The following is a 23,084-nucleotide window of genomic DNA, read 5'->3' as shown; positions in this document are numbered from 1 at the left end:
CAGCGAAGTCTGGATCCCTCAGTTCAAGGAGATTCATATGAAACGTTCTGTACTGTTAGGTCTGTTCGTTACTGCCTCGATGATGGCGTCGGCTTCGTTCGCTGCCGACAAGCCCGCTGACTTGTGTGATGCCAATCTGCAAACCATCAACAACGCCAAGGCGCAGGCAATGGCCTCACCCGACCTGAGTCAGCGGGTAGAAGCCAGTGTGCAAAAAGCCCAGGCACTCAAGGCCCAGGGCAAGATCGACGAATGCGTGGCTGAAACCCAGCAAACCATTCTGGAAATCCGTAAAACCAGCGGAACCAACAACTGATCGAAGCTCAGGCCAACCTTCGGGTTGGCCTTGTGAGCCGTTTGGCGTACACTGCGCAGGCTTGTTGCTCATAAGCCACACAGAGCGCCAGGCTCGGGGCCGTTTAGGATTCGACGCCGGTTGCGAAACTCTAGGTGCATGCCGACTTGGTAACAGAAGTCGTAAATCCACTGTTGCAACTACTTATAGTTGCCAATGACGACCAATACGGTGCTGCTCTCGCTGCTTAATTGCAGCTGACATGCACTCCTGGTACCTTCGGGTCCAGCAATCATCAGGGGATGTCTGTAAACCCAAAATGATTGTCATATAGAACAGAATCGCCGTGCAGTACGTTGTGGACGAAGCGGCTAAAACTTACACAACTCGCCCAAAGCACCCTGCCCGTCGGGTCGCTGAGGGTTAACTTAATAGACACGGCTACGCATGTAGTACCGACAGCGGAGTACTGGCGGACGGGGGTTCAAATCCCCCCGGCTCCACCAACTCTCAACGACAAGGCCCGCCCAGTGCGGGCCTTGTCGCATCTGGAGATTCACCCCGGGAGACCTCATGCGCCAGACACTGCTGATCATCGACGTCCAACCCAGCTTCTCCCCTCCGCAATGGCTGATCGACGGCATTCAATCGCTCATCGGCAAACTGCCCAGCGTCGCCACGGTCGAGCGCCATGACGAGAGCCGTACACCGTTCCAGCGCCAGCTCGACTGGCATCCAGCAACGGACGATGACAGCCTGATCGCTGCAGACCGCATCTTCATCAAATACGGCTACGTCCCCTCCCCCGACACAATCGAATACCTGAAAAGCCTGAATCTGGATCGCGTGCTGGTCTGCGGCCTGCAAACCGAAACCTGCTGCCTCGCTGCCGGGTTTGCGCTGTTCGATGCCGGTTTGCAACCGACGTTGCTGACGGATCTGACGGTGGGTTCGTCGCTGGATCGTTCGGGTGGGCTGGGTGAGCGGTTGTGGGAACATCACTTCAAGCACACGCTGACGTCGAGTGCACTCCGCTCTTGTCTGCAGGCGTCCTAGGAAATTTCCCGCAACTCGCGTCGACTTCCATGAACTGGTTCAAGATGCTTCCGAGCGCCAGTCTTCGCGCTCCGCTGCAACCAAGAAGATGGTTTACCAAAGGAATTCGCCGGGAGCCTGAAACCACGCATCCTTGCCATGAAAAAGACACTCGAAGCCAAATGGAAAAGGGGACAGATTGATTTCCTTCAAAATAAATCTGTCCCCTTTTTCCTAGTCCCCTTTTTCCTATGGCAACGCAATAATCCCTGCATCTGGCAGCTCAAGCATGTGCGCTGGTTTCTCACTCAACACCTGAAAGACCATTCCGATGCCACCCGGTATTATTATCAACTCACAGCTCTGTTGATCTGGGAGCGGCTAGGGAATGACCGGCAACTGCTGATGGATATCTCGATGCGTCTTGGATAGACGACACACCGGCCTTAACAATTGACAAAACGATTGCTCTCAAATAAGGAAATCAAATGAAAGCCAGATTTTTGCCACCTAGAGTCGGCCATTATGGAAATCTCGTATGGTGTAGAGAGGAGTTCGTAAATAAAAACGCTGAAATATCAAGCTCACTTAAAAAACTGAGAAGCCTCGGGTACTGGGCAAGTGCATTCCCAGAAGGCGACGGCGTGACATTTAGCGCACCAAGCTTTACTGCCGACGAATACGACAGAGATTTACTTGAAGACTTCAGGAACTGCTTCGACTGGATTGACATTGAGCAAGCTCAGTCTCACGACTCCAATACCGAAATAGCTGAACTGGAGACGGATAACAGAACATTAAACTGCACAATTATAATCCCTCTAGAAAAAATCTACATACAAAAAACCTTAACCCTGGGAAAGTATACATATTTCTGCCGCAAAGAATTCGACCAAGAACCCTACGAGCGGTTATCAGATTTAGAAACTGAGTACGTACAATTTAACTGCAAACTAAACTATCGAGACCTACTAAGACTCAATCGCACCATAGACCATAACGACTACGTTATAAATAAATGCTTATCTTTAGCAGAACATGCTTTAGACATCATAAGATACTCCCACAGCTCCTTTAAAAATAAAGCTTTTACGCCAAATCCGGCTGGACAGCGCGATGATGGCTTTTATGATGTCGAAATCATCCCATCTGAGAGAACACACTTGAAGCCGCTGAAGCTTAGCGGAATATCAAAGCCACTATCCGTTAGTAATAATTGGCTAGGACCTCAAGTCGACGACCTATTCTATCCAGGCACTCACTATTTAGCCGCCATCTACAATGAAGAAATTAAAAACGAAATATCCTCATCCGTAACTTCATCATTACGCTCGTGCAGGCAGTCGTTTTACTCGATTGGTAGCGAGTCACAATTTTTAAACCTATTATTTACACTGGACGGCCTTGCCGATCCTGAAAAAAAATGGACGGGATGGAAACATCGGAGTTACATAGCCGCCCTTATTTGCGAACGTTCCCCCAACAAATTCCACTCCATCCTTGAGGAGTTCGACCGCATATATAACGACATCCGAAACAAACTAGTTCATGAAGGAAGAGATTTTTACCAGATCCCCGATGATCCGGATGACGTATCTGAGACGATATTTTGCTATATAAAAACATTAATCCAGCTAATTGCTGACAAAGGCTTCTCTAATAAATCTGAATTAAAGCAATACGCCATGACGCTATTAAAGGAACAGATCTATAAAGACAAATGTCATGAGGTCGTTCAACGAGTGTCTATAGCTCGAGAAAAAAAACCTGAGCATCCTTCATGGTAGGTTTACACTACGGAGCAGCCCTTTAATTTTTCGGTGAGTCACAAGCCCTCCCAAACATTTTCAAACCAAAGAAAATAAACTTCGATCAGACTACTATTTTCATAAACAACTTGCACCGTATTGCACGTAAACGTGGTCTGACCCCAGTTTTCCTGCATTGCTTTCCAGTTCAAATTGAAATTCTACGCTATCAAGTAGCTCTTAAAAACAAACAATTGAGCTTGCAAGACCAATAATAAATTCAGTAGCGCTTACTACAACCTATAACGACCTCTTTCATTAAGGGAGGTACCAATCGATAATATCTCGCACATGATAAGGCGCCTCGTAAACAGTGCTTTTAAATACTATATTTGACTCCGATATAGATTGCACATAACCCGTGATCTCTTCGATATCTTCGGGCGCAAAACCGTAACGCATAAGTAGCATATGCATCGAATTATTTGTTCCAAACCTTAACAACTCAATCATCTTGTCTGCACGGGCATCAGCGGTTAACGTTTTGTAGATTTTAAAAGCCGCTATAAAAACGTCCGATAGGGAAAAAGATATAACCTGATCTAGATAATCATATGTATCAAAGACGACCACATCGTAACTGACATCAGTTGCGGGCGTCCCATCCTTGTGAAGTGAATAAACATAAAGACCACTATGAGGTAACTTATGAGCCGGCTGAGAAAACTCAGCAGCGCCACGACGCCCAAAGCTCCTACGTGATATACGGCTATATCTAACCCCTACAATCTCCTTGAATGATCGACCTTGAAACGTTTGAAGCATTATGCTGATTGCACTTTCAAAGACATTCATCTCCCCCTTGCCTAGCTCTCTGTCCAAAGAACGCTCGAAGATAACTAAAAAATAGTCATTCAAGCGAATTCTGGTATCACGATTTTCATTCCCCTGAAGGACACTTCTAATAGTCAAATTTGAGCCATACAGCACATCCAATATTTCTTTGGCAGCGTCAATAACTTCAGGAGAGGATAATCTATCAATTTTTGTAGAGGGCAAATGGAGCTCGTCGTCAAATGTCCCATCTTTCATAGAATCTAAGAGCTCGGCGTTATCACTATCTTCGTCATACGGCTGATCTATGACTGACCTTTCGTTCAACACAAATTTATCGTTAATCCTAGTAATAAAAAGATCAGCACTTCTTGTAAACACATATCCATAATCGAATATCGCTTGTTTTGAAAGCCGCCCCGCTCGCCCAATCAAGTTTTTAAATGAAAGTGACTTCTCTTCGTCACTCTCGCCTTGAAATCGCATATTATCTAGCCAGACGATATCAAAGGGCATATTTACACCCTGAGCAAGGGTACTGGTTGCAAAGCAAATCTTTGCAAAACCTGCCCGAATGAATTCTTCGACCAAAAAGCGAACTTCTAATGGAACTGATCCATGATGGATAACTACTCCTTTTTGCAGTAGTTCAACCATTCTTGAGCGATGATCAATTTTGTTGGCACCAAGCAAATTCTCGACAGAAGTTATTATCTGCCTGGCCTTAGGATGCGTAATGCTTGGAAATTTTGCTATATGCTCTTCATACCCCTCTAGAAAGGAGCCATTATAAATAGATGCTTTGGACACATAAATTAAAATTGAATGATCACCACTAAAGGCAAAAGACTCAAATCCACCCTCAAACTTTATACAATTGCGTAGAAGATTACCTTTCTCTTCGAAAGGTGAAAATATATAGCAGTTGCCATTTGAATGTTGAAAGACACAAATTTTTCCCACTGTCCCGTGAGTGTAAGACCTAGCATAACCATTACCTTCAGGAATATCGTGTTTCTTAAACTGAGCGCCAGGATTATCCACGAAAGGATGAGCGAAAATAAGTTTTGCTGATGAGAATGTTTTTTGTATTCGCCTTACTAAAACATCAAAAATCACACCCCGCGACCGATCTTCAGAAACGTGTGCTTCATCAAAGAAAAAGACTCTTAGATCCAGCTTGGCTGAAGTTGTAAAAAGATCTCTAGCTCGCTCAGGAGTGAGTACAAATATTCTACGAGGATTTCGACTTGTAAAAATAGCGTCAACAAATGGAGTGATCATTACCCCCTTATCGCCATCAAATCTCTCCTTCATAGTATTTATATATTCAGCAATCAAAGCTCTAGAAGGTACAACAACAACTGCATCCCCCTCTTGCTCAGCAATGAAATCCCGAATCGAATAGGATTTCCCAGCACTAGTTGGCGCCGATATTGATACAAATTGCTTGCTATCAATAGCTCGACGAACACTTGCCTGCACGGGAGTCAAGTATCCCCCGTAGGTTTTTTTATGAGCTTCACCTATGGAAGATAGAAGCAAAGAATATAGGTTCTCAGGCCTAATCACCTTATAGAAAAGTCCTAGCGCGGAGATTATTCGCTCTTCAAGCTGAGAAAACACATCCGGATGAAACACTCTATATAAAGATAGAGTTTCTAATATACCTGAATTAATCGGCCCTATCCTATGGACTTCATCAAGCACTCCAACCAGATCTTCAAAAGGAGTCAAACTATTTCGAATCAATCTAACCTTCATGAGTCACACCAATCATATAAACAAATTTCACGCTATGATTTTTGGAAAACTCTGCAGCTTTCTTTAGTGCATTTCTATATACTGTGAGCTGATCATCAGCATGAATCGAAAACGCCGCAATAACACCATGAACGTTATTATCAAGATTATAAATCCCTTCGCTTGTAGCCAGGCTTACTAAGTGAACTCTATCTCGTTTGTGTTTTTTTACCGTAACGAATTCTCCAGCTTGTTTTAGCGCACGCCCATACGAAGTAGTGCTTGAGCAATACTTCGCCTCTCCAAAATTTATGATATGGCCAGGGCATATACTATGAAAATCGAAGCCTTCATTCTGTTTAGCTTGAGGCTTCCAAAGCTCCGCGATGGGTATGAGAGTGTGTTTGAAAACAACCTCAAGAGCTTTGGCCGCTCCCATTGAGACCATTAGCTCACCAAACTCATCAACGACAGAGTCTTCTCTTTCAGCAGCTTTAAATATTTCGACAAGAAGCTGCGCGGTTTCTTGAACAGTGTATTCATAGGAGGATCTGGTGCCGGCATCCAAGGTCATCATCCATGAAGTATCCACTACAGACTCGGAAAGTACCTTGGCTATTTTTGATATCTGGGACACATGAACATGGCAGAGTTTTACGAAGTCAATTCCATTTGCATTGAATACCTCGGTGAACTCACATCCCCAGCTAGAATCCGGAAGCGTCCCGCCATAAGTTATCGTCACGTAGATTCCTCCTTGAAAAGCGGGCTAAAAAAAATTGGAAGGACGCCACAACAGTCTGCGGATCTTATGAGGTCTGGAATTATGAGAAAGAAGGAATGCGGAAGAAAAGCGCACCCTAACTGACGAGAATCAGCTCTAAGCGAAAAGCAAGGCATGTCCACTCTATAGGTAGTCTTAGCCACAAATCGAATCCCTGATTAGGCACATCGCCATCACGGATGAGGCTAGCGCGCTAGGCTTAGAAGGTAAAGAGTCTGCAGTAACTACATTGGTCTAATTTTTGGAAAACTACTGCCTAAACCAGTCTGGATGGAAGCAGGAAATCTCTGTTATGAACCGCTCTGGCTTGGCGGGGCAAGCGCGAGGATTCATCATGCTGAGCCATAACACTATGCCGCAGTGCCTATGCTTGATGGCCAGCGTGAGGTCATAAGAAACGATGGTAGCTGCCGAAAGGATTGGGGATGAAGGAGACAGATTAACTTTCCGGGCTACAAGCGCTGCAGCCTCACCGACTGAGCGTCTACTTTCATTAAGCCAAATACAAAAAAGCCTCTTTTTTGGTTTTTAGTATTCCAAATGGTATTCCATCGAATAATCAGAACAGGTTTTAATTATAAAAAACAATAGGTTAGCAATTTAATTCAGATTACCCCGGCCCACCGACTCTCAATGACAAGGCTCGCCCAGTGCGGGCCTTGTCGCATCCGCCGTTCCGCATCCAATGACGCCTCCAGCCAACGTCCTAGGAAATTTCCCGCAACCCGCGTCGACTTTCATGAACTGGTTCAAGATGCTTCCAAACGCTAGTCTTCGCGCTCCGCTGCAACCCGGCAGATGGTTTACCAAAGGGATTCGCCGGGAGCCTGAAACCATGGAGCCTCGTCATGAAAAAAGACACCCCAAGCCTGCCTGATCAAACACCGCCTCACGAGACCGAATCGAAAGAACCGGCTTTGCTTGCCCAGCCTCAGGAATACGTGAGAAAGCCGCGTCGCACCCTGCCGTTCAACGAGATTTTCTCCGTGCGCACCGATGTGGACACGGCCACTCTGCTGACCCATGCCTGTGAAACCCTGGCGGCGCTCAACATGATGACGGCGAACATTGCCGATGATTTCACAGGCTCTCAGCGCAGCCGGTTGCTGGCGATCCGGCAGCTGTCGATCATGACTGAAATGCTGGTCAATCGCGCCGTGGAGAACCTTGATCCGGTGAATCTGGTGCCCCGTACGACGGCGCCTGTCGTGCACTGAAAAACGACCGCTCGTCGATGACGCAAGTCGTTCATCGACATGAACTTTTCTTCACCCCGGCGGCGGTGATGGCCGTGTACATTGGCCTCGCTCATTCAAGAAACTACGGTTCGCCCGCGCTCCTGCGGGCTTTTTTTCGCCTGCGGTTTGCCTGGCAGGCGATAGACGCAGGTGTCTTGCTCGCCGTGCCGTTCCGATTGCCGGGCCCCTGGGTGGATCCTGATCAACGCAAACCCGACAGCCTCGGCCAGACGCCGGCTTCGCGCATTGGCAGAGGACGCCGTCAGGTAAAAGGTGAATTCAGGAAGGTTGTTGAGCAGGTGCGTGAGGGCAGCGCGCATGTAGCCCTTGCCCGATTGCTCGGTGTTGGCCCAATAACCCACGACGTAGCGGTTGCGCGAGCGGGGCTTGAGTCCGATGCAACCGATCAGCGCTTGCCCGTCCTCGGTCACGATCAGCCATCGTCGCTCGCCGGTTTCACTGTTGAACTCTTTTCGGGCCTTCAGCAGGAACTCGAGCGCCTGCTCCGCGTTGGTGTACTCACGCGGCCAGGGCAGAAATTCCGAATGATCGAGGTAGCTGGCGTTCAGCGCCTGCTGAAACAACGAATAAAACGCCGGATCCGCCGGTATCAGTCGCAGCGACTGCTCCCCCGTCTTGAATGCCCATTCCATCATGTCCTCCTTGAACGACGAATCACATAACCGGATGTGAAGTGAATCAGGGAAATTTATAGTGCTCTGCGTTCGGCGATCCAGTTGTGTTTTCCGTCCGGCCGGACAATTCTGTCAATCATTCCCTGCTTCCGGAGCACCCGATGCCGCTGCTGACCCTGCCCTGTCAACGCCTGACGCTCGCGGTACTCGCCCCGGATCAGGCGCCGCTGGAAAGCGCGTTCTACCAGCGCAATCAACGCCATCTCGCGCCGTGGTCACCGATTCGCACCACCGATTACTTTTCCACTGAACAGATCCGCCGACGCCTTGAAATTCAGGCCAGTGCCTTCGAAGCCGGGCTGGCGGTGCATATGGCGTTGCTGACCCCGGACGGCGCGCAGATGATCGGCGCCTGCAATTTCAGCGGGATCATTCGCGGTGCGTTTCAAGCGTGTTATCTGGGTTATCACATCGACGAGGCGCATCAGGGCAAGGGGTTGATGCAGGAAGCGCTGGAGGCGGCCATCGCCTATATGTTCGAGACCCAGAACCTGCACCGGATCATGGCCAACTACATTCCCGGCAATGAACGCAGCGCCCGGTTGCTGGAACGCCTCGGGTTCGAGCGTGAAGGCTATGCCAAGGCGTACCTGAACATTGCCGGGCGCTGGCAGGATCATGTGCTGACGGCGCGGGTCAATCCGCGTTTCGAAACGTCGGAGCAACGCTGGTCGCGACCGCTCTCCTGACGTTCACAAATTATTAAGGAATGGCCGCGTAAGCTCGGGTTTCCGCTCACTTCCGGTTGCCTGAACCCATGTCGCGTGCCGCCTCTTCCCTGCTTCTGCTTGCCGCTCTGCTGTTCTTTTTCGCCCTCGGCAGCCATCAACTGCAAGGTTCCACCGAGGCCCGGGTTGCGGGCATTGCGATGGAAATGCACCTGGACAACGACTGGGTGACGCCGCGTCTGTTCGGCGAGCCCTTTCTGGAAAAACCGCCCCTGAGCCTGTGGCTGGACGCCGGCGCCTTGCGGGTTTTCGGTGTCTCGCCCTGGGCGGTACGACTGGCGTCGGCGGTGGCCGGGTTGCTCAGCGTGATGCTGCTGTACGCCATGTTGCGCCGCTTCGAACGCCCGAAGGCCATCGCCTGGACGGCGGGGATTCTGCTGGCGACCATGGCCAGTTACTGGAGCAACGTGCGCGGGGTCGGCGAGGATGCGTTGCTCGCACTTGGAGTGACCACGGCACTGTTGGCGTTCTTCCAGGCGCAGCGAGCATCGAACCCGGGCAATTCGTTGCTGTTTGTAGTCGGGATTGCGATCGCTACGTTGAGCAAAGGCGTGCTCGGGCTGGCGATGCCGGGGGTGGTGATTTTCGCTTTTCTGCTGGCCGACAACCTGATGGACAAGCGCTTCAAGCTGACGGACTGGCTGCGTCCGGGTTTGCTGACCCTTGTCGGCCTGATCCCGCTGATGATCTGGCTCGCCGTGCTCTATCAGCGTGGCGGCGTCCAGGCCGTCAGCGAAGTGTTGCTGACCAACAGCGTCGGACGTTTCAGCGGATCGTTCGTCGAAGCCGGCCACTACGAGCCGTTTTACTACTACCTCGCCAAACTGCCGCAGGCGTTTCTGCCGTGGAACATTCTGGTGTACCTGGGTCTGTGGCATTTTCGCAAGGAGCTGAAGGCCAACCGTTACCTGCTGTTTTTCAGCCTGTGGATCATTGCGCAGTTCATCCTGCTGACCCTGGCCTCGAGCAAACGCACGGTGTACCTGATGTCGATGACACCCGCAGCGGCAGTGATCGCGGCGGAATATGCAGGCGTGCTGTTCGACAGGTTGAAGGATCACAAGAACGGTTTTGTCGGACGCATCGCCCGTCACCGTCAGACACTGGCGGCGGGGATACTGGCGGTGGTCATCGCCAGCTATCTAGGTGCCGCGCAATGGGCACTGCCGAACGCCGATAAACATCTGTCGTTCCTGCCGCTGACCGAACACATCCAGTCGCTGCAAGCGAGCGGCAATCAAGTCGCGTTGTTTCAAGCCAACGAGCGGGTCGGCGGCGCCAGCGTGTTCTATACCCGGAGCGTCCTCAAGGGCCTGGACACCGATGCGCAATTGAAGGACTTCCTCAGCGCCTCGCCATCGAATATCGCCGTGATGTCGGGAGACAGCGAACCCGCCGCCCCGCTGAAAGTCCACAAGACCATGATGGTCGGGCGCCAGGCGTATTATTTCGTGGGCTACTGATGCCACCACAGCACAAACAAAAAACCCGCCGGTGATGGCGGGTTTTTCATTTCAGCGGCGAGGACTCAGAGAGAAACCTCAGGCTGCGCGCCGAACACCTTCCGCTCACGCTTGCTCAACACCGGCAATTCCAGACGAGCCCGCCCGTAAAACGCCAGCGCCGTCAGCAAACACGCCAGCCACACGAAGATGCCGGCCCAGAACGTGTGGGACATGTAGTGCCAGCCCTGTAGGACTCGCGTAGTGCCGTAGACAAAACCGAGCAGCAACGAGCCCCACAACAACGCGCTGGAGAAACGCCACTGATAACGACGCGCCACGAAATACAGCGCCAGCATAGTGAAACCACCCGAGGCATGGCCGCCCGGCCAGCAACGCCCTTCACCCGCTTCGTGGAACAGCTGGAAATTGTTGTACCACTCGATGTGCGGCATCTTTCCGCCGTACAGCGTGGTCTCGATCGGGCAGTAGACGCTGGTGTGTGCCTTGAGGAAATGGATCACCCCGGTGCAGACCGCGAAAGCCACCACCACAAACAGAAAATCCCTACGATGATCGGCGGCAAAGCGCAGTACCGGTGCGACTTTGCAGCGCTCGAGAAACCCGCCCAGACGCGGATGCTTTTGCGGTTTCACCAGCGGCCAGACGAACGACAGCATGGCGCCGATCAAGGCGATTTCCGCCGTCCAGTTCGGAATGATCCGCGCCCACTTGTGGGTCAGTTTTTCAAAGAAGTGAATCTTGTCGAGCGGAAAGGTGTGGGTCAGTGGATCGAACAGCAGATTGCTGAAGGCGATGTCGATATGGGTCATGTCGAACATCAGAAAAACCACAGCTGCGCAGAGCAGCGGAATGCCGAAGTTGTAAGCATAAAAGCGGGATTTCATTGGGTGGTCACCGTGCGCCAGTCGGAGGCTTCAATGAAGCCGAGCATCTGTGGGGCCGCCGGGCTGGCGGCGGAAACAAACAGCGATGCGCCGTACCCGAGGGTCGAGGCCGGCACCTTGAGGTCTTTTTCCAGCTGCGCCATGCATTCGCTGTGGGTTACCAGAATCAGGTTGCGTCCCGGGACCTTGTGCGCGAGCGCATCCTGCAACATCCGGCCCTTGCAACTGATCAACCAGTCTTCGCCGGTCGCCGCCTTGTTGAACATGTAGCCGGCGGTCTGCACCGTGCGCACCATCGGGCTGTTGTAGACGTCGGCCTTGTCCAGGCCCAACTGCTCGAACTGCGCGCCGACGCTCACCGCGACACTGCGCGAGCGATCGGTGATGCCATCGTGGCCGCTCAGGCAAGCGGCTTTCGAGTGGTCGCAGCGCTCGACATGGCGCACCAGCACGATGATTTCGCCTTTGTTCCAACCGTCCTTCAGCGCCTGCGCCCCGGCCACATTGCCGTGGGCAAGGTCAGGCACCGCCGCCGGGGCCAGCAGCCAAAGGGTCAAAGGGATCACAAGCACCGAGGCCGCCAATACCACCCAGGTGTTTCGAAAACGGGCCAGACCGCTCAGATCAATCGAGCGCTTGACGCCGAACAGACTCAGTCGCAATTCCACAAAAAGCCGCCATCACTTGTCATTCGATGCGGCGAGGTTAGAGAGCACGGCGTGGGCAGGCAGTGAAACCCATGTGAAAAAAGTCTTGTGAGTGCCTGTTACAAATTCCGTAGGACAAAATCCTTTCAGCTCTCGGATTTGCGGCCGATACAGTCCTGCTTACACCCTTGCTGGCGCAAAAAAACAACAATCTTCCAGCCTGACCGACGATCAAGACGCACAACGTTTTTCTGGAGGATTTTTGATGAATAGCTGGTTCGGCAACATCAGCGTGAACCTGAAACTGGGCCTCGGATTCGGCCTCGTCCTGGCCCTGACCTGCATCCTGGCACTCACTGGCTGGACCAGCCTGGGCGGCCTGATTGACCGCAGCAACTGGATGAGCGACATCACCCAGCTCAACGCTGGCCTGACCAAACTGCGCGTGGTGCGCCTGCAATACATGCTGACCAACGGCGACGAAACCGCCGCGCAGAACGTGCAGACCACCCTCGACGGGTTCGCCGCCCAACAGCAGAAGCTGATCAGCAGCTTCAAGAGCCCGGAAAACGTCAAGCTGCTCAAGGAGCAGGCGGCGACCATCGCCGAGTACCAGACTTCGCTCAACAAGATGCGTAACGCCTACCGCACCGGCAACACGGCGCGCGACTCGATGGCCACCAGTGCCGCGACGGCCTACGGCCTGATCGAAGCGCTGAGCAACCGCGTCCAGCAAATGCCGTTGAGCGATGAGCGTTTCGAGCAGTTCCAGGCCGTCACCGCCGCCAAGGAAGCGTTCATCCTGGCGCGCTACGAAGTGCGTGGCTACACCGCCACCGCCAACGCCGAAACCGAGCAGAAAGCCGTCGGCCAACTGGACGTGGCCATCGCCAGCCTCAAGCCACTGAACATGCATTTCGCCAGCACCCAACAGGACGCCCTGCGTCAGCTGGAAACCGCATTGACCAACTACCGCAGCGCCTTGCAGGCCTTCAAGAACGCCAACACCGATGCGGTACAGGCGCGCAAGGAAATGACCGATCAGGGCAACCTGATCGTATCGCTGAGCGAGCAGCTGTATCAGATCCAGCTGGATCGCCGTGACGCCGAAAGCGCCCAGGCCCGTACCCTGCAACTGATCAGCACCCTGCTGGCGTTGCTGGTCGGCATCATCGCTGCCTTCATCATCACCCGTCAGATCACCCGTCCGCTGCAGGAAACCATGGCCGTGGTCGACCGCATCGCCAGCGGCGACCTGAGCCAGAACGTGATCGTCACCCGCCGCGACGAACTCGGCGTGCTGCAACAAGGCATCGCCCGCATGGGCGTAACCCTGCGCGACCTGATCAGCGGCATCCGCGACGGCGTGACCCAGATCGCCAGCGCCGCCGAAGAACTGTCGGCCGTCACCGAACAGACCAGCGCTGGCGTGAACAGCCAGAAGGTCGAGACCGATCAGGTCGCCACCGCCATGCACGAAATGACTGCCACCGTGCAGGAAGTCGCGCGCAATGCCGAAGAAGCCTCGCAAGCCGCAGCCGCCGCTGACGGCGAAGCCCGCGAAGGCGACAAAGTGGTGAACGAAGCCATCGCCCAGATCGAGCGTCTGGCCAGCGAAGTGGTGCGCTCCACCGAAGCCATGAGCGTGCTGCAACAGGAAAGCGACAAGATCGGCAGCGTCATGGACGTGATCAAGGCCGTGGCCGAACAGACCAACCTGCTGGCCCTCAACGCTGCCATCGAAGCGGCTCGTGCCGGTGAGGCCGGTCGCGGTTTTGCCGTGGTCGCCGACGAAGTCCGTGGCCTGGCCCAGCGCACGCAGAAATCCACCGAGGAAATCGAAGGTCTGGTGGCCGGTCTGCAGAACGGCACGCAGCAAGTGGCCGCCGTGATGAACAACAGCCGCGCCCTGACCGACAGCAGCGTCGCCCTGACCCGCAAGGCCGGCGACTCGCTGGAAAACATCACCCGCACGGTGTCGAACATCCAGTCGATGAACCAGCAGATCGCCGCTGCCGCCGAACAGCAAAGCGCCGTGGCCGAAGAAATCAGCCGCAGCATCATCAACGTCCGCGACGTGTCGGAACAGACCGCAGCGGCGAGTGATGAGACGGCCAAGTCCAGCGTTGAACTGGCGCGGTTGGGTGGGCAGTTGCAGCAGATGGTGAGCCATTTCCGCGTGTAAACCCCGCACACGAAAACCGAAGTACAAAGAAGGGCAGCTGAAAAGCTGCCCTTCTTTTTTGTCTTGAAATTGCCATCTTCAGGAATTGGATGACGGGTTATGAAACGCAATTACACACGCTTGGTCAGCGGTGTTTAAGGACACGCGGTGATACGTCCCGAAGCCCACAAAACCTTGCGCCGTTGCCTACGGCTACGCCAGAATCCGCCGGCTTGTGCGCCTTGGGCTGGCTGCGTAATTTGATTGCGTCACTGATTTCCAGTGATCGAACTTAGCGGTTCGGAATGTCCCCCAACGGTTGCACATGTCGAATCCAGTCAGGCGCAAGCCTGCACTTGATGGTGGCTGTGCGCATGGCACCTTCGGGTGCGCCGGGTTTTGGGTGACTTACCGGTCCGCTAACTTGCGCACAGCTGCCACCCTTTCGCTTAGCGGCGAAAAGGTGCGGCCTAACCAGAGGTTAGTCACCCATGTTCAAGGTAACGCCAAACCCACCGCTCACCGAACCCACAACCCTCCCGGATCCGGCATCCCCCTACGAATGCCCCGGCTCGAAACGTTTCAACGAAGCCGCCGAACGCGCCCTCGATTATCACCTGGGCCCACTCAGCGCCCACATCATGGCCGCGCCCTACAAACCCAACACCCTCTACCAGGCTCACCCCGAAGCCGACACCGAATCCCTGCTGGTCGACGCCAGCGAATCCCTCGGCTCCGCCACCGTCATGCTCAACAATCATGTAGCGCTGGTCGAGGGCAGCCATCGCAAAACCCTGCAAGGCATCGCTCAGATCGTGATGATCGCCGAACTGGCCGTTAACCGTGCGCTGGACAAGGTCGTGCCGACGGATTGATGCGGGAGGTGGCGAGTGCGGTGCACTCGCCGCTTCTTCTTGATCGTTCAATGACAAAGCCCGCAGGACGCGGGCTTTGTCACAAAGACTTAAGGCTTGTCTCGCTCAAATTCTCCAAGGGTTGATCACCTCAACCCTCAACGTCGCGCAAGCGTCAGCCATTTACTTTATTCGCGGATTCAAATTACCTTTCAGAGCGCTCATCCGCCCCCGGCGGCCTCGATCAAGAGGATTCGGTCATGCAATCGCTCGGCTTCACCTCCGTCCCACCGCTGCTCAAGTACCTGCGCCATGCCGAACATCTGGGCATGGCCATCGAGCCTGCGTTGGCGGCGGCCGGGTTGCAGGCGCAGCAGTTGAGCGACAACAGCCTGCGCTTGCCGGGGGAAACCCATGAGCGGTTGCTCGATTACTTTTGCGAATACTCGGGCGATCCGCTGTTCGGCCTCAACGCGGCGAATTTCGTGCTGCCCAACTCCTGGAGCGTGCTCGGCTACATCACCATGAACTGCGCGACATTGGGCGACGCCATGAGCCGCATCATGCCGTTCGAAAAACTGGTGGGCGACATGGGCGTCAGCCGCGCCGAGGTACACGACAGCCACGTACACCTGATCTGGAGCTGTCGCTTTGAGCGCCCGCGGATTCGCCGGCATCTGGTGGAAAACGTACTCGGCTCCTGGCTGCAATACGCACGCTGGATCGCCGATACCCGACTGTCGCCGGCCGCGGTGTGGCTGGAACACTCACTCCCGGCGGGCACGACGCTGGCGCAGTACGAACAGTTTTTTGAATGCCCGGTGCTGTTCGATCAGGCGTATTCCGCGCTGATCGTGCCGCTGCCGTATTTGCAATTGCCGTTGCGCCAGGCCGATGCACATTTGCTGCGCACCCTGGAAGAACACGCTCAGAGTTTGATGGCGACCCTGGAGGATGCGTCGCTGGAGCAGCGGGTCAAAAGCATCCTGCGCCAGTTGCTCAAGGAAGGCCTGCCGCGCAAGGAACAGGTGGCCGAACATCTCGCCGTGTCGGTACGCACGCTGCAACGCCAGTTGCATCAGGCCGGCACGTCGTATCAACAGATTCTCGATGAACTGCGCCAGGAACTGGCCGAGCATTACCTGCTCAACAGCACCCTGCCGATTCAGGACATCGCCCAGTATCTGGGCTTCAGCGAATCACGCTCCTTTCACCGCGCCTTCAAGAGCCGACGCGGCATGCCGCCCGGTGAGTTTCGGCAGACTCACCGGGTCTCGAACGACGGCTAGAGGCTGATCGCGTTGGTGAACACCAGACGATTGCCGAACGGATCGGCGATGGTCATGTCCTGGCTGCCCCACGGCATGGCCTGAATCTGTGGATGCGAAAACTTGTATTCCTTGGCCAGCAACTGCTGCTGAAACGCCTCCAGTTCATCGGTCTCGATCCGCAGGGCCGAACCCGGTGTCGCATCGCCGTGGTGTTCGGACAGATGCAGCACACACTCGCCGCGCGACACTTGCAGGTACAACGGGAAACCGGGTTCGAAACGATGCTGCCAGTCGATCTTGAAGCCGAGGAAGTCGACGTAGAACTCCACGGCTTTGGCTTCATCGAAAATCCGCAGGATCGGGGTGGTTTTGCCGAAGCTCATGGGTTGCTCCCTGACTGATTGGCCCCAGAGTGTAGCCGGGGTGGATGTCAGCAATTCGGCTTGGTGATGGCTTTCTTTAATTGCAATGTGCCATCACCGTGACGCAGTCAGCAAAATTCAATGAAAGCCGTCGCGCAGATCGCCCTGGCGCGCCAGGAAACGCCCTGGTCTTTGGCCATTGGCCTGACCGTCGCGGTAACTCAACACGCCATTGATCCACACACCCTCGATGCCTTGCGCGGCACGTTGCGGGTCGTTGAAATCCGCCACGTCGCGCACGGTCGCCGGGTCGAACAACACCAGATCCGCCCAGTGGCCTTCACGAATCTCGCCCCTTTCCTTCAAGCCAAAACGCGCGGCCGACAGACCGGTCATCTTGTGCACGGCGGTGTGCAGCGGAAACAGCCCGACATCACGACTGAAATGTCCGAGCACCCGTGGGAAAGCCCCCCACAGACGCGGGTGCGGGAATGGGTCTTCCGGCAGGCCATCGGAGCCGACCATCGACAGCGGATGGGCGAGGATCCGGCGCACGTCGTTCTCGTCCATGCCGTAATACACCGCGCCCGCCGGTTGCAGGCGTTTGGCGGCGTCGAGCAATGACAGGTTCCATTCGGCGGCGATGTCCATCAGGTCGCGACCGCCCATTTCCGGATGCGGCGTCGACCAGGTGATGGTGATGCGGTGGGCGTCGGTGACCTGCTTCAGATCCAGGGTCGAAGAACTCGCCGCATACGGATAGCAATCGCAACCGACCGGGTGAGTTTTCGCCGCCTCTTCCAGCGAAGCGAGCAACTGCGGACTGCGCCCCCAGTTACCGGCGCCGGCACATTTGAGGTGGGAAATGATCACCGGCGACTGAGCGTGGCGGCCGATGCGGAAGGCCTCGTCCATTGCTTCCAGCACCGGTTCGAATTCACTGCGCAGGTGCGTGGTGTACACCGCGCCGAACGCATTCAATTCTTCGGTCAATTGCATGACTTCATCGGTGGATGCCGAGAACGCACTCGCATACGCCAGACCTGTGGATAAACCGAGGGCGCCTGCCTCCAGGCTTTCACGCAACTGCTCGCGCATGGCGCTGATTTCATCGTCGGTCGCGGTGCGAAACAGATCATCAAGATGATTGCTGCGCAGCGCCGTATGCCCGACCAGCGCCGCCACGTTCAACGTGGTGTTGGCCGCTTCGACCGCCGCCCGATAATCGCTGAAACGCGGATAAACGAACGCCGCTGCAGTGCCGAGCAGGTTCATCGGATCCGGCGGATCGCCGCGCAAGCTGACCGGCGCCGCACTGATCCCGCAGTTGCCGACAATCACCGTGGTCACGCCCTGGCTGAGCTTGGGCAGCATCTGCGGCTGGCGGATCACCACGGTGTCGTCGTGGGTGTGCACGTCGATGAAACCCGGCGCCAGCACACGGCCAGCGGCGTCGATTTCATCGGTGGCGCGGGCATCGCGCAAGTCGCCGATCTGCGCGATGCGGCCATCGAGGATCGCCACGTCGGCGGCGTAACCGGGGCTGTTGCTGCCGTCGATGACCAGCGCGTTGCGAATCAGAGTGTCGTACAGCATGTCAGTCTCCCAGCGGCAGGTGATCGTCGCCGCCACGGTATTCGTCGAGGGCGAGTTTGATCCGCCGCAGACGTTCTTGATTGTCTTCAGGATTGGCCAGCGCAAGCTCGGTGGCCAGCACGTCGATGGCCAGCAGCATGCCGTAGCGCGCCGCCGTCGGTTTGTAGATGAACGAGGTCTCGGCGCCTTGCAGCGGCAGGACGATGTCGGCCAGTTCCGCCAGCGGCGAGTCGGCGCGGGTGATGGCGAGAATCCGTGCGCCGTAGTTGCGCGCCAGCGCTACGGTCTCCAGCAACTCCGGGGTGATGCCGGTCAGCGAACAGACGATCACCACCTGCTCGGCGCTGAGGCTGGCGGCGGTGACACGCATCATCACCGCGTCGTGGCACACCGCAATCGGGTAGCCGAGGCGCACCAATCGCACCTGCAACTCATCGCTGCACAGGGTCGAGCAACCGCCGATGCCGAAGGCGTGGATCATCCGCGCCTGGCCCAGCAGTTTCACCGCATCGGCGAAGCGCGATTCGTCGAACGCCGCCAGATGCTGGCGAAGCGTGGTTTCAATATCGCCGACGATCTGCCCGTAAAACGCCGACTGTTCGGGCGTGCCCGCCGGGTCGAGAAAACGGCTGCCGACGCCGCTGGCCTGGGCCAGTTGCAGTCGCAGATCGCGCAGGTCGCGACAACCGACGGTGCGGGCGAAGCGCGACAGCGTGGCGGTGCTGACTTCGGCCCGCTGCGCCAAGTCTTCGAGGCTGGCGGAGGCGGCAAATCCTACGTCGTCGAGCATCAGACGGGCGATGCGTCCTTCACCGGCGCTGAAGGAATCCTGACGGGCGCGGATCTGATAAAGGATGTCCATGGCGGATAACTCCGACTACAGCAGGTAAGAAAGACCGACGGTCAGGGCGAAAGCGACAATCGAGATCAGGGTTTCCAGCACCGTCCAGGTCTTGAACGTCTGGGCCACGGTCATGTTGAAGTATTCCTTGATCAACCAGAAGCCGCCGTCGTTGACGTGGGAAAAGATAACCGAGCCCGCGCCGGTCGCCAGCACCAGCAGTTCCGGGTGTGGATAACCCAGACCGATGGCCACGGGCGCGACCACGCCGGAAGCCGTGGTCATCGCGACCGTGGCCGAACCGGTGGCGATGCGCATCAACGCGGCGAACAGCCAGCCCATGATCAGCGGCGACAGGTGAAATTCGTGGGCCAGGCCGACGATCTGATCGGTGACGCCGGCGTCCACCAGAATCCGGTTCAGCCCGCCACCGGCGCCCACCAGCAAGGTGATGCTGGCGGTCGGTGCCAGGCATTCGTTGGTGAATTTGAGGATCGATTCGCGGTTGAAACCCTGCGCAATGCCGAGCGTCCAGAAACTCAACAGCGTCGCCAGCAACAGCGCGATCACCGAGTTGCCGATGAACAACAGGAACTGGTTGAAACCGCTGCCGGGCGCGGAAATCAGGTTGGCCCAGCCGCCGATCAGCATCAGCACCACCGGCAACAGAATGGTCGCCATGGTGATGCCGAAACCCGGCAGGCTGTCGCGGGGTTCGCGTTCGAGAAATTGTTTTTCCAGCGGGTTATCCGCCGGCAACTGAATGCGCGGCACGATGAATTTGGCGTACAGGGGGCCGGCAATGATCGCCGTCGGAATGCCGATGGCAATTGCGTACAGCAAGGTCTGCCCGACCGACGCCTGATAGGCCTGCACCGCCAGCATCGCCGCCGGGTGCGGCGGCACCAGCGCATGCACCACCGACAGCCCGGCGACCATCGGCAGACCGACCATCAGAATCGACACGCCCACCCGCCGCGCCACGGTAAAGGCAATCGGCACCAGCAACACGAAACCGACTTCGAAAAACAGCGGCAGCCCCACCAGAAACGCGATGCACACCATCGCCCAGTGCGCGTTCTTCTCGCCAAAGCGCTCGATCAACGTGCGCGCCATCTGCTCGGCACCACCGGACTCGGCCATCATCTTGCCGAGCATCGTCCCCAGCGCCACCACCAGCGCAATGTGCCCCAGCGTCTTGCCCACCCCGGCCTCATACGCCCCCACCACCCCGGACGGCGGCATCCCCGCCACCAGCGCGAGGCCAATGGAAATCAGGGTGATGACAATGAACGGATTGAGCCGGTAACGGGCGATCAGAACGATCAGGGCGATGATGGCAACGGCGGCGTACACCAGCAGCCAATAGCCGAAGGACGGTGTCATGCGGTACTCCTCGAAAGGGTCACGTTCGAATGGGTTGTGAAACTCATAAATCATTTCGAGATCGAGTTTTCAAACCAGGTGAAAGTAATTTTCGTGGAGGGATAAGGGTTGTCGTTTTTGGATATGTCTTGTCGCGAATAATGAAAATCGCGGGGTGGGATTTTCATGACCCGGCTGAAGGTTTCGCCCAGACCACAAGGTTTTCAACATCAGTCCAGGCGCTATACTCGGCAGACGCTTTCTATAGAGTTCCTGCCATGACTGCTCCGCGCCGCCGCCCCAAAAAGCTCACTGCCGAAGCGTTGATACGCGCGATTGCCAGTTCGACAGCCATCGAAACGGGTCAGAGCGTTGAATCGATTGAACGCAAGCTGAAGCTCAAGGACAGCAAGTTTCTGCATCTTTCTCTGGCCGAATAGAGTCGTCATTCAGTTTCTGAAAAAGTGGCGAACTCACTCAATCTCGGCGCCAAGACAAATCCAAAAACACAAACGGCTGCCCAAAGGCAGCCGTTCACAGGTTAGTCGCAAAGCCCTCTCGGGTTTAATCAACCCTCACACCATTTCGTTACGAATCCATTCAACCACCGACGTACGCTTCGGCGCCCAGCCCAGCAGTTCGCGGGCGTGTTTGCCGCGTACGCGGCTGTTGGAGCCGAGGCCGTAGTTGGCCATTTCGTAGCCCCACTCGGCTTCGGCATCTTTCAGTGGCCAGTCTTGTGGCTGGCCCAGATTCAGGGCTTCGGCCATGGCGGTGGTCATGTCGATGAACGACGCTTCGCCGCTTTCGACGAAGTAGAAGGTGCCCGGGACGTTTTTGGTCAGGGCCAGCAGGTACAGCGCCACGACATCTTCGATGTGCACGTTGGACCAGATGTTCTGACCGGTGCCGACGTGACGAACCACGCCGCTTTTACGTGCCTGTTTCAGCAGGCGCGGCAGTTGCACGCTGTCGCGATTGACGCCCAGGCTGTGGCCGTAAATCAGGGTGTTGCAGATGACGGCCGAGTTCACGCCGTCCTGCGCTGCGGCGAGGACCAGATTGTCGATGGCCACTCGTGCGGCCTTGTCGACGGTCGGCTCCGGCAGGTTGTCTTCGAAGTAGATGACGTCGCTGGATTTGCCGCCGGACGCATCGCCGACGATGCTCGAACCGCTGGTGTGCAGGAACACTTTGTTCGAGCCGCGCAGGGCATCGAGCAAGGCTTCGACGGCGCCGCGATGGTCGCTGCTGGCGGCGTTGATCACGGCATCGGCGGCGCGGGCCTGTTCGGCCAGCAGTGTCTTGTCGTCGAGGGTGCCGATTACCGGGGTGATGCCCAGCGCTTTCAGCTCACTGGCCTGTTCGGCGCTGCGCACAAGACCGGTGACGGTGTGGCCGGCCTGGACCAGACCGGTGGCGATGGAGCCGCCGATAAAACCGGCAGCGCCGGTGACGAATACGTTCATGGAGAAACTCCCTGCGTGAGTAAGTGATGGAGCGAGTATCGACCGGCGAGCCCTGTGGAAAAACCCGCCCTCAACCAAATCACTGTTGCGCAGGGATCACGAATCAGCCCTTGAAATCAGCGCTGGCGTAAGCCGCCAGTTTGCTCTGGATGAAGTCCAGGAAGCACTGGATGCGCAGCGCCAGCTGCGAGTTGCGGTAGTACACCGCGTTGATCGGCTGGCGATAACCGCTGTTGAATTCCGCCAGCAACACTTTGAGGCGCCCTGCGCGAATGTCGTCGATGGTCATGAAGTGCGAGAGGCAGGCGATACCCTGCCCCTCCAGCGCCAGATGGCGAACCGTCTCGCCGCTGGAGGCGCTGATTGCCGGGGTGATCGGCCAACGGTCGCCGTGCACGTAACGCAGCGGCCACTGGTTGAGGCCTTCGTTCTGGGTGAAGCCAAGCAAGGTGTGCTCGCTCAGATCGGCCACTTCGCGCGGCGCACCGTGTTTTTCCACATACGCTGGACTGGCGACGATCAGCAGCGGACTGCAACCCAGCGAGCGGGCATGCAACGTCGAATCGGCGAGGGTGCCGATGCGGATAGCAACGTCGGTGCTTTGTTCCAGCAGGTCAATGATCAGGTCATTGCTGTTGAGTTCGAGCTGGATGTCCGGGTACAGCCGGCGGAATTCGTCGATGTACGGCACGACGGCGTGGAGCATGAACGGCGACGCGGCGTTGATCCGCAGTCGCCCTGATGGCGTCTGCTGGCGCGAAGACAGGCGCTCTTCGAGCTGGTCCATCTGGTCGAGGATCAGCTTGGCCTGTTCGAAGAAGTACTTGCCCTCCTCGGTCAGGTCCATGCGCCGAGTGGTGCGGTTGATCAGCGTGGTGTCGAGCTTGGCTTCCAGTCGCGACAGCGTGCGGCTGACCGCCGACGGCGTCTGTCCGACCTGCTCGGCGGCGGCGGAAATCGAACCGCATTCGATCACGCAGACGAAAATCTGCAACTCATCGGATCTGGCTTTCACGGGTGTCCTCGAATCGAAAGGCCTGCTGCGCAAGCTCAGGCCTTCGATAG

22 protein-coding genes, 1 other RNA gene and 1 pseudogene are annotated in these 23,084 nt (G+C 56.0%); 13 read left to right on the top strand and 11 right to left on the bottom strand.

Annotated elements, in window-relative coordinates; all coding sequences use genetic code 11:
- Positions 1–37 precede the first annotated feature (37 nt).
- The 5 genes from CAF76_RS14365 to CAF76_RS14345 all read left to right on the top strand — a co-directional run bounded on the left by CAF76_RS14365 (position 38) and on the right by CAF76_RS14345 (position 3,117).
- Positions 38–316: a hypothetical protein gene (locus tag CAF76_RS14365; RefSeq protein ID WP_011332383.1), complete on the top strand. Its 279-nt coding sequence runs from the start codon at positions 38–40 to the stop codon at positions 314–316.
- A 95-nt stretch (positions 317–411) separates the two neighbouring features.
- Positions 412–801: a transfer-messenger RNA gene (gene ssrA / locus CAF76_RS14360) on the top strand.
- 67 nt (positions 802–868) lie between these two features.
- Positions 869–1,351 (top strand): cysteine hydrolase family protein, encoded by a 483-nt coding sequence (locus tag CAF76_RS14355; RefSeq protein ID WP_085647647.1) that lies wholly within the window; start codon positions 869–871, stop codon positions 1,349–1,351.
- A 138-nt stretch (positions 1,352–1,489) separates the two neighbouring features.
- A complete protein-coding gene (locus CAF76_RS14350; RefSeq protein ID WP_256579616.1) occupies positions 1,490–1,762 on the top strand; it encodes a hypothetical protein in 273 nt (90 codons plus the stop codon).
- Between the two features lie 56 nt (positions 1,763–1,818).
- Complete coding sequence (locus tag CAF76_RS14345; RefSeq protein WP_085647646.1) at positions 1,819–3,117, top strand: hypothetical protein; 1,299 nt, start codon at positions 1,819–1,821, stop codon at positions 3,115–3,117.
- Between the two features lie 279 nt (positions 3,118–3,396).
- Here the strand turns inward: CAF76_RS14345 and CAF76_RS14340 are convergent, their stop codons facing one another.
- Together CAF76_RS14340 and CAF76_RS14335 are read right to left on the bottom strand one after the other, a co-directional pair.
- A complete protein-coding gene (locus CAF76_RS14340) occupies positions 3,397–5,676 on the bottom strand; it encodes a DEAD/DEAH box helicase (protein WP_085647645.1) in 2,280 nt (759 codons plus the stop codon).
- Positions 5,666–6,400, bottom strand: a complete 735-nt coding sequence (locus CAF76_RS14335; RefSeq protein WP_085647644.1) for a hypothetical protein — start codon at positions 6,398–6,400, stop codon at positions 5,666–5,668. The genes CAF76_RS14340 and CAF76_RS14335 overlap by 11 nt, the downstream gene beginning before the upstream one ends.
- Before the next feature lie 887 nt (positions 6,401–7,287).
- On the opposite strand from CAF76_RS14335, the gene CAF76_RS14330 reads away from it, so the two are divergent.
- Positions 7,288–7,656, top strand: coding sequence for a DUF6124 family protein (locus CAF76_RS14330; protein WP_085647643.1), 369 nt, complete (start codon positions 7,288–7,290; stop codon positions 7,654–7,656).
- A gap of 95 nt (positions 7,657–7,751) precedes the next feature.
- On the opposite strand, the gene CAF76_RS14325 is transcribed toward CAF76_RS14330, so the two are convergent.
- A complete protein-coding gene (locus CAF76_RS14325; RefSeq protein ID WP_085647642.1) occupies positions 7,752–8,330 on the bottom strand; it encodes a GNAT family N-acetyltransferase in 579 nt (192 codons plus the stop codon).
- A 143-nt stretch (positions 8,331–8,473) separates the two neighbouring features.
- Between CAF76_RS14325 and rimJ the strand changes: the two genes are divergently transcribed.
- Both rimJ and CAF76_RS14315 read left to right on the top strand, forming a co-directional pair.
- Positions 8,474–9,061, top strand: a complete 588-nt coding sequence (gene rimJ, locus CAF76_RS14320) for a ribosomal protein S5-alanine N-acetyltransferase (RefSeq protein ID WP_085647641.1) — start codon at positions 8,474–8,476, stop codon at positions 9,059–9,061.
- A 68-nt stretch (positions 9,062–9,129) separates the two neighbouring features.
- Positions 9,130–10,563: a glycosyltransferase family 39 protein gene (locus CAF76_RS14315; RefSeq protein WP_085647640.1), complete on the top strand. Its 1,434-nt coding sequence runs from the start codon at positions 9,130–9,132 to the stop codon at positions 10,561–10,563.
- 65 nt (positions 10,564–10,628) lie between these two features.
- On the opposite strand, the gene CAF76_RS14310 is transcribed toward CAF76_RS14315, so the two are convergent.
- Together CAF76_RS14310 and CAF76_RS14305 are read right to left on the bottom strand one after the other, a co-directional pair.
- Complete coding sequence (locus CAF76_RS14310) at positions 10,629–11,450, bottom strand: phosphatase PAP2 family protein (protein WP_085647639.1); 822 nt, start codon at positions 11,448–11,450, stop codon at positions 10,629–10,631.
- The gene (locus tag CAF76_RS14305; RefSeq protein ID WP_085647638.1) at positions 11,447–12,118 is read right to left on the bottom strand and encodes a histidine phosphatase family protein; all 672 of its coding nucleotides are present in this window, start codon (positions 12,116–12,118) and stop codon (positions 11,447–11,449) included. The genes CAF76_RS14310 and CAF76_RS14305 overlap by 4 nt, the downstream gene beginning before the upstream one ends.
- Before the next feature lie 244 nt (positions 12,119–12,362).
- Here CAF76_RS14305 and CAF76_RS29065 point away from each other — a divergent pair.
- The 4 genes and pseudogenes from CAF76_RS29065 to CAF76_RS14290 form a co-directional block, all read left to right on the top strand.
- Positions 12,363–13,376, top strand: a pseudogene (locus CAF76_RS29065) (methyl-accepting chemotaxis protein); the annotation flags it as partial.
- 42 nt (positions 13,377–13,418) lie between these two features.
- Positions 13,419–14,282 (top strand): methyl-accepting chemotaxis protein, encoded by an 864-nt coding sequence (locus tag CAF76_RS29060; protein WP_371857340.1) that lies wholly within the window; start codon positions 13,419–13,421, stop codon positions 14,280–14,282.
- Positions 14,283–14,752: 470 nt separating this feature from the next.
- Positions 14,753–15,136: a DUF6124 family protein gene (locus CAF76_RS14295; protein ID WP_011332363.1), complete on the top strand. Its 384-nt coding sequence runs from the start codon at positions 14,753–14,755 to the stop codon at positions 15,134–15,136.
- A gap of 239 nt (positions 15,137–15,375) precedes the next feature.
- Positions 15,376–16,404, top strand: coding sequence for an AraC family transcriptional regulator (locus CAF76_RS14290; RefSeq protein WP_085647637.1), 1,029 nt, complete (start codon positions 15,376–15,378; stop codon positions 16,402–16,404).
- Here CAF76_RS14290 and CAF76_RS14285 read toward each other — a convergent pair.
- The 4 genes from CAF76_RS14285 to CAF76_RS14270 all read right to left on the bottom strand — a co-directional run bounded on the left by CAF76_RS14285 (position 16,401) and on the right by CAF76_RS14270 (position 20,571).
- Positions 16,401–16,769 carry a glyoxalase superfamily protein gene (locus tag CAF76_RS14285; protein WP_011332360.1) on the bottom strand — a complete coding sequence of 123 codons (369 nt, stop codon included), beginning with the start codon at positions 16,767–16,769 and terminating at the stop codon, positions 16,401–16,403. The two genes, CAF76_RS14290 and CAF76_RS14285, sit on opposite strands and share 4 nt — an antisense overlap.
- 117 nt (positions 16,770–16,886) lie before the next feature.
- Positions 16,887–18,344, bottom strand: a complete 1,458-nt coding sequence (locus CAF76_RS14280) for a D-aminoacylase (RefSeq protein WP_085647636.1) — start codon at positions 18,342–18,344, stop codon at positions 16,887–16,889.
- Position 18,345: 1 nt separating this feature from the next.
- Positions 18,346–19,206, bottom strand: a complete 861-nt coding sequence (locus CAF76_RS14275; protein ID WP_039769047.1) for a MurR/RpiR family transcriptional regulator — start codon at positions 19,204–19,206, stop codon at positions 18,346–18,348.
- Between the two features lie 15 nt (positions 19,207–19,221).
- On the bottom strand, positions 19,222–20,571 hold the full coding sequence (locus CAF76_RS14270; RefSeq protein ID WP_085647874.1) for a GntP family permease: 1,350 nt from the start codon (positions 20,569–20,571) through the stop codon (positions 19,222–19,224).
- A 257-nt stretch (positions 20,572–20,828) separates the two neighbouring features.
- Between CAF76_RS14270 and CAF76_RS28745 the strand changes: the two genes are divergently transcribed.
- Positions 20,829–20,990: a hypothetical protein gene (locus CAF76_RS28745; RefSeq protein WP_178076178.1), complete on the top strand. Its 162-nt coding sequence runs from the start codon at positions 20,829–20,831 to the stop codon at positions 20,988–20,990.
- Positions 20,991–21,125: 135 nt separating this feature from the next.
- Here the strand turns inward: CAF76_RS28745 and CAF76_RS14265 are convergent, their stop codons facing one another.
- Together CAF76_RS14265 and CAF76_RS14260 are read right to left on the bottom strand one after the other, a co-directional pair.
- Positions 21,126–22,019, bottom strand: a complete 894-nt coding sequence (locus tag CAF76_RS14265) for an NAD-dependent epimerase/dehydratase family protein (RefSeq protein ID WP_085647635.1) — start codon at positions 22,017–22,019, stop codon at positions 21,126–21,128.
- Between the two features lie 103 nt (positions 22,020–22,122).
- Positions 22,123–23,034 carry a LysR family transcriptional regulator gene (locus CAF76_RS14260; RefSeq protein ID WP_064593308.1) on the bottom strand — a complete coding sequence of 304 codons (912 nt, stop codon included), beginning with the start codon at positions 23,032–23,034 and terminating at the stop codon, positions 22,123–22,125.
- Between the last annotated feature and the right edge of the window lie 50 nt (positions 23,035–23,084).

This window comes from Pseudomonas sp. B40(2017) (assembly GCF_002112855.1).
GTDB classification, from domain to species: Bacteria; Pseudomonadota; Gammaproteobacteria; order Pseudomonadales; family Pseudomonadaceae; genus Aquipseudomonas; species Aquipseudomonas pharyngis.
Note: the sequence above shows the minus strand (reverse complement) of the source record. Positions and strands in the feature narration are given on the sequence as shown.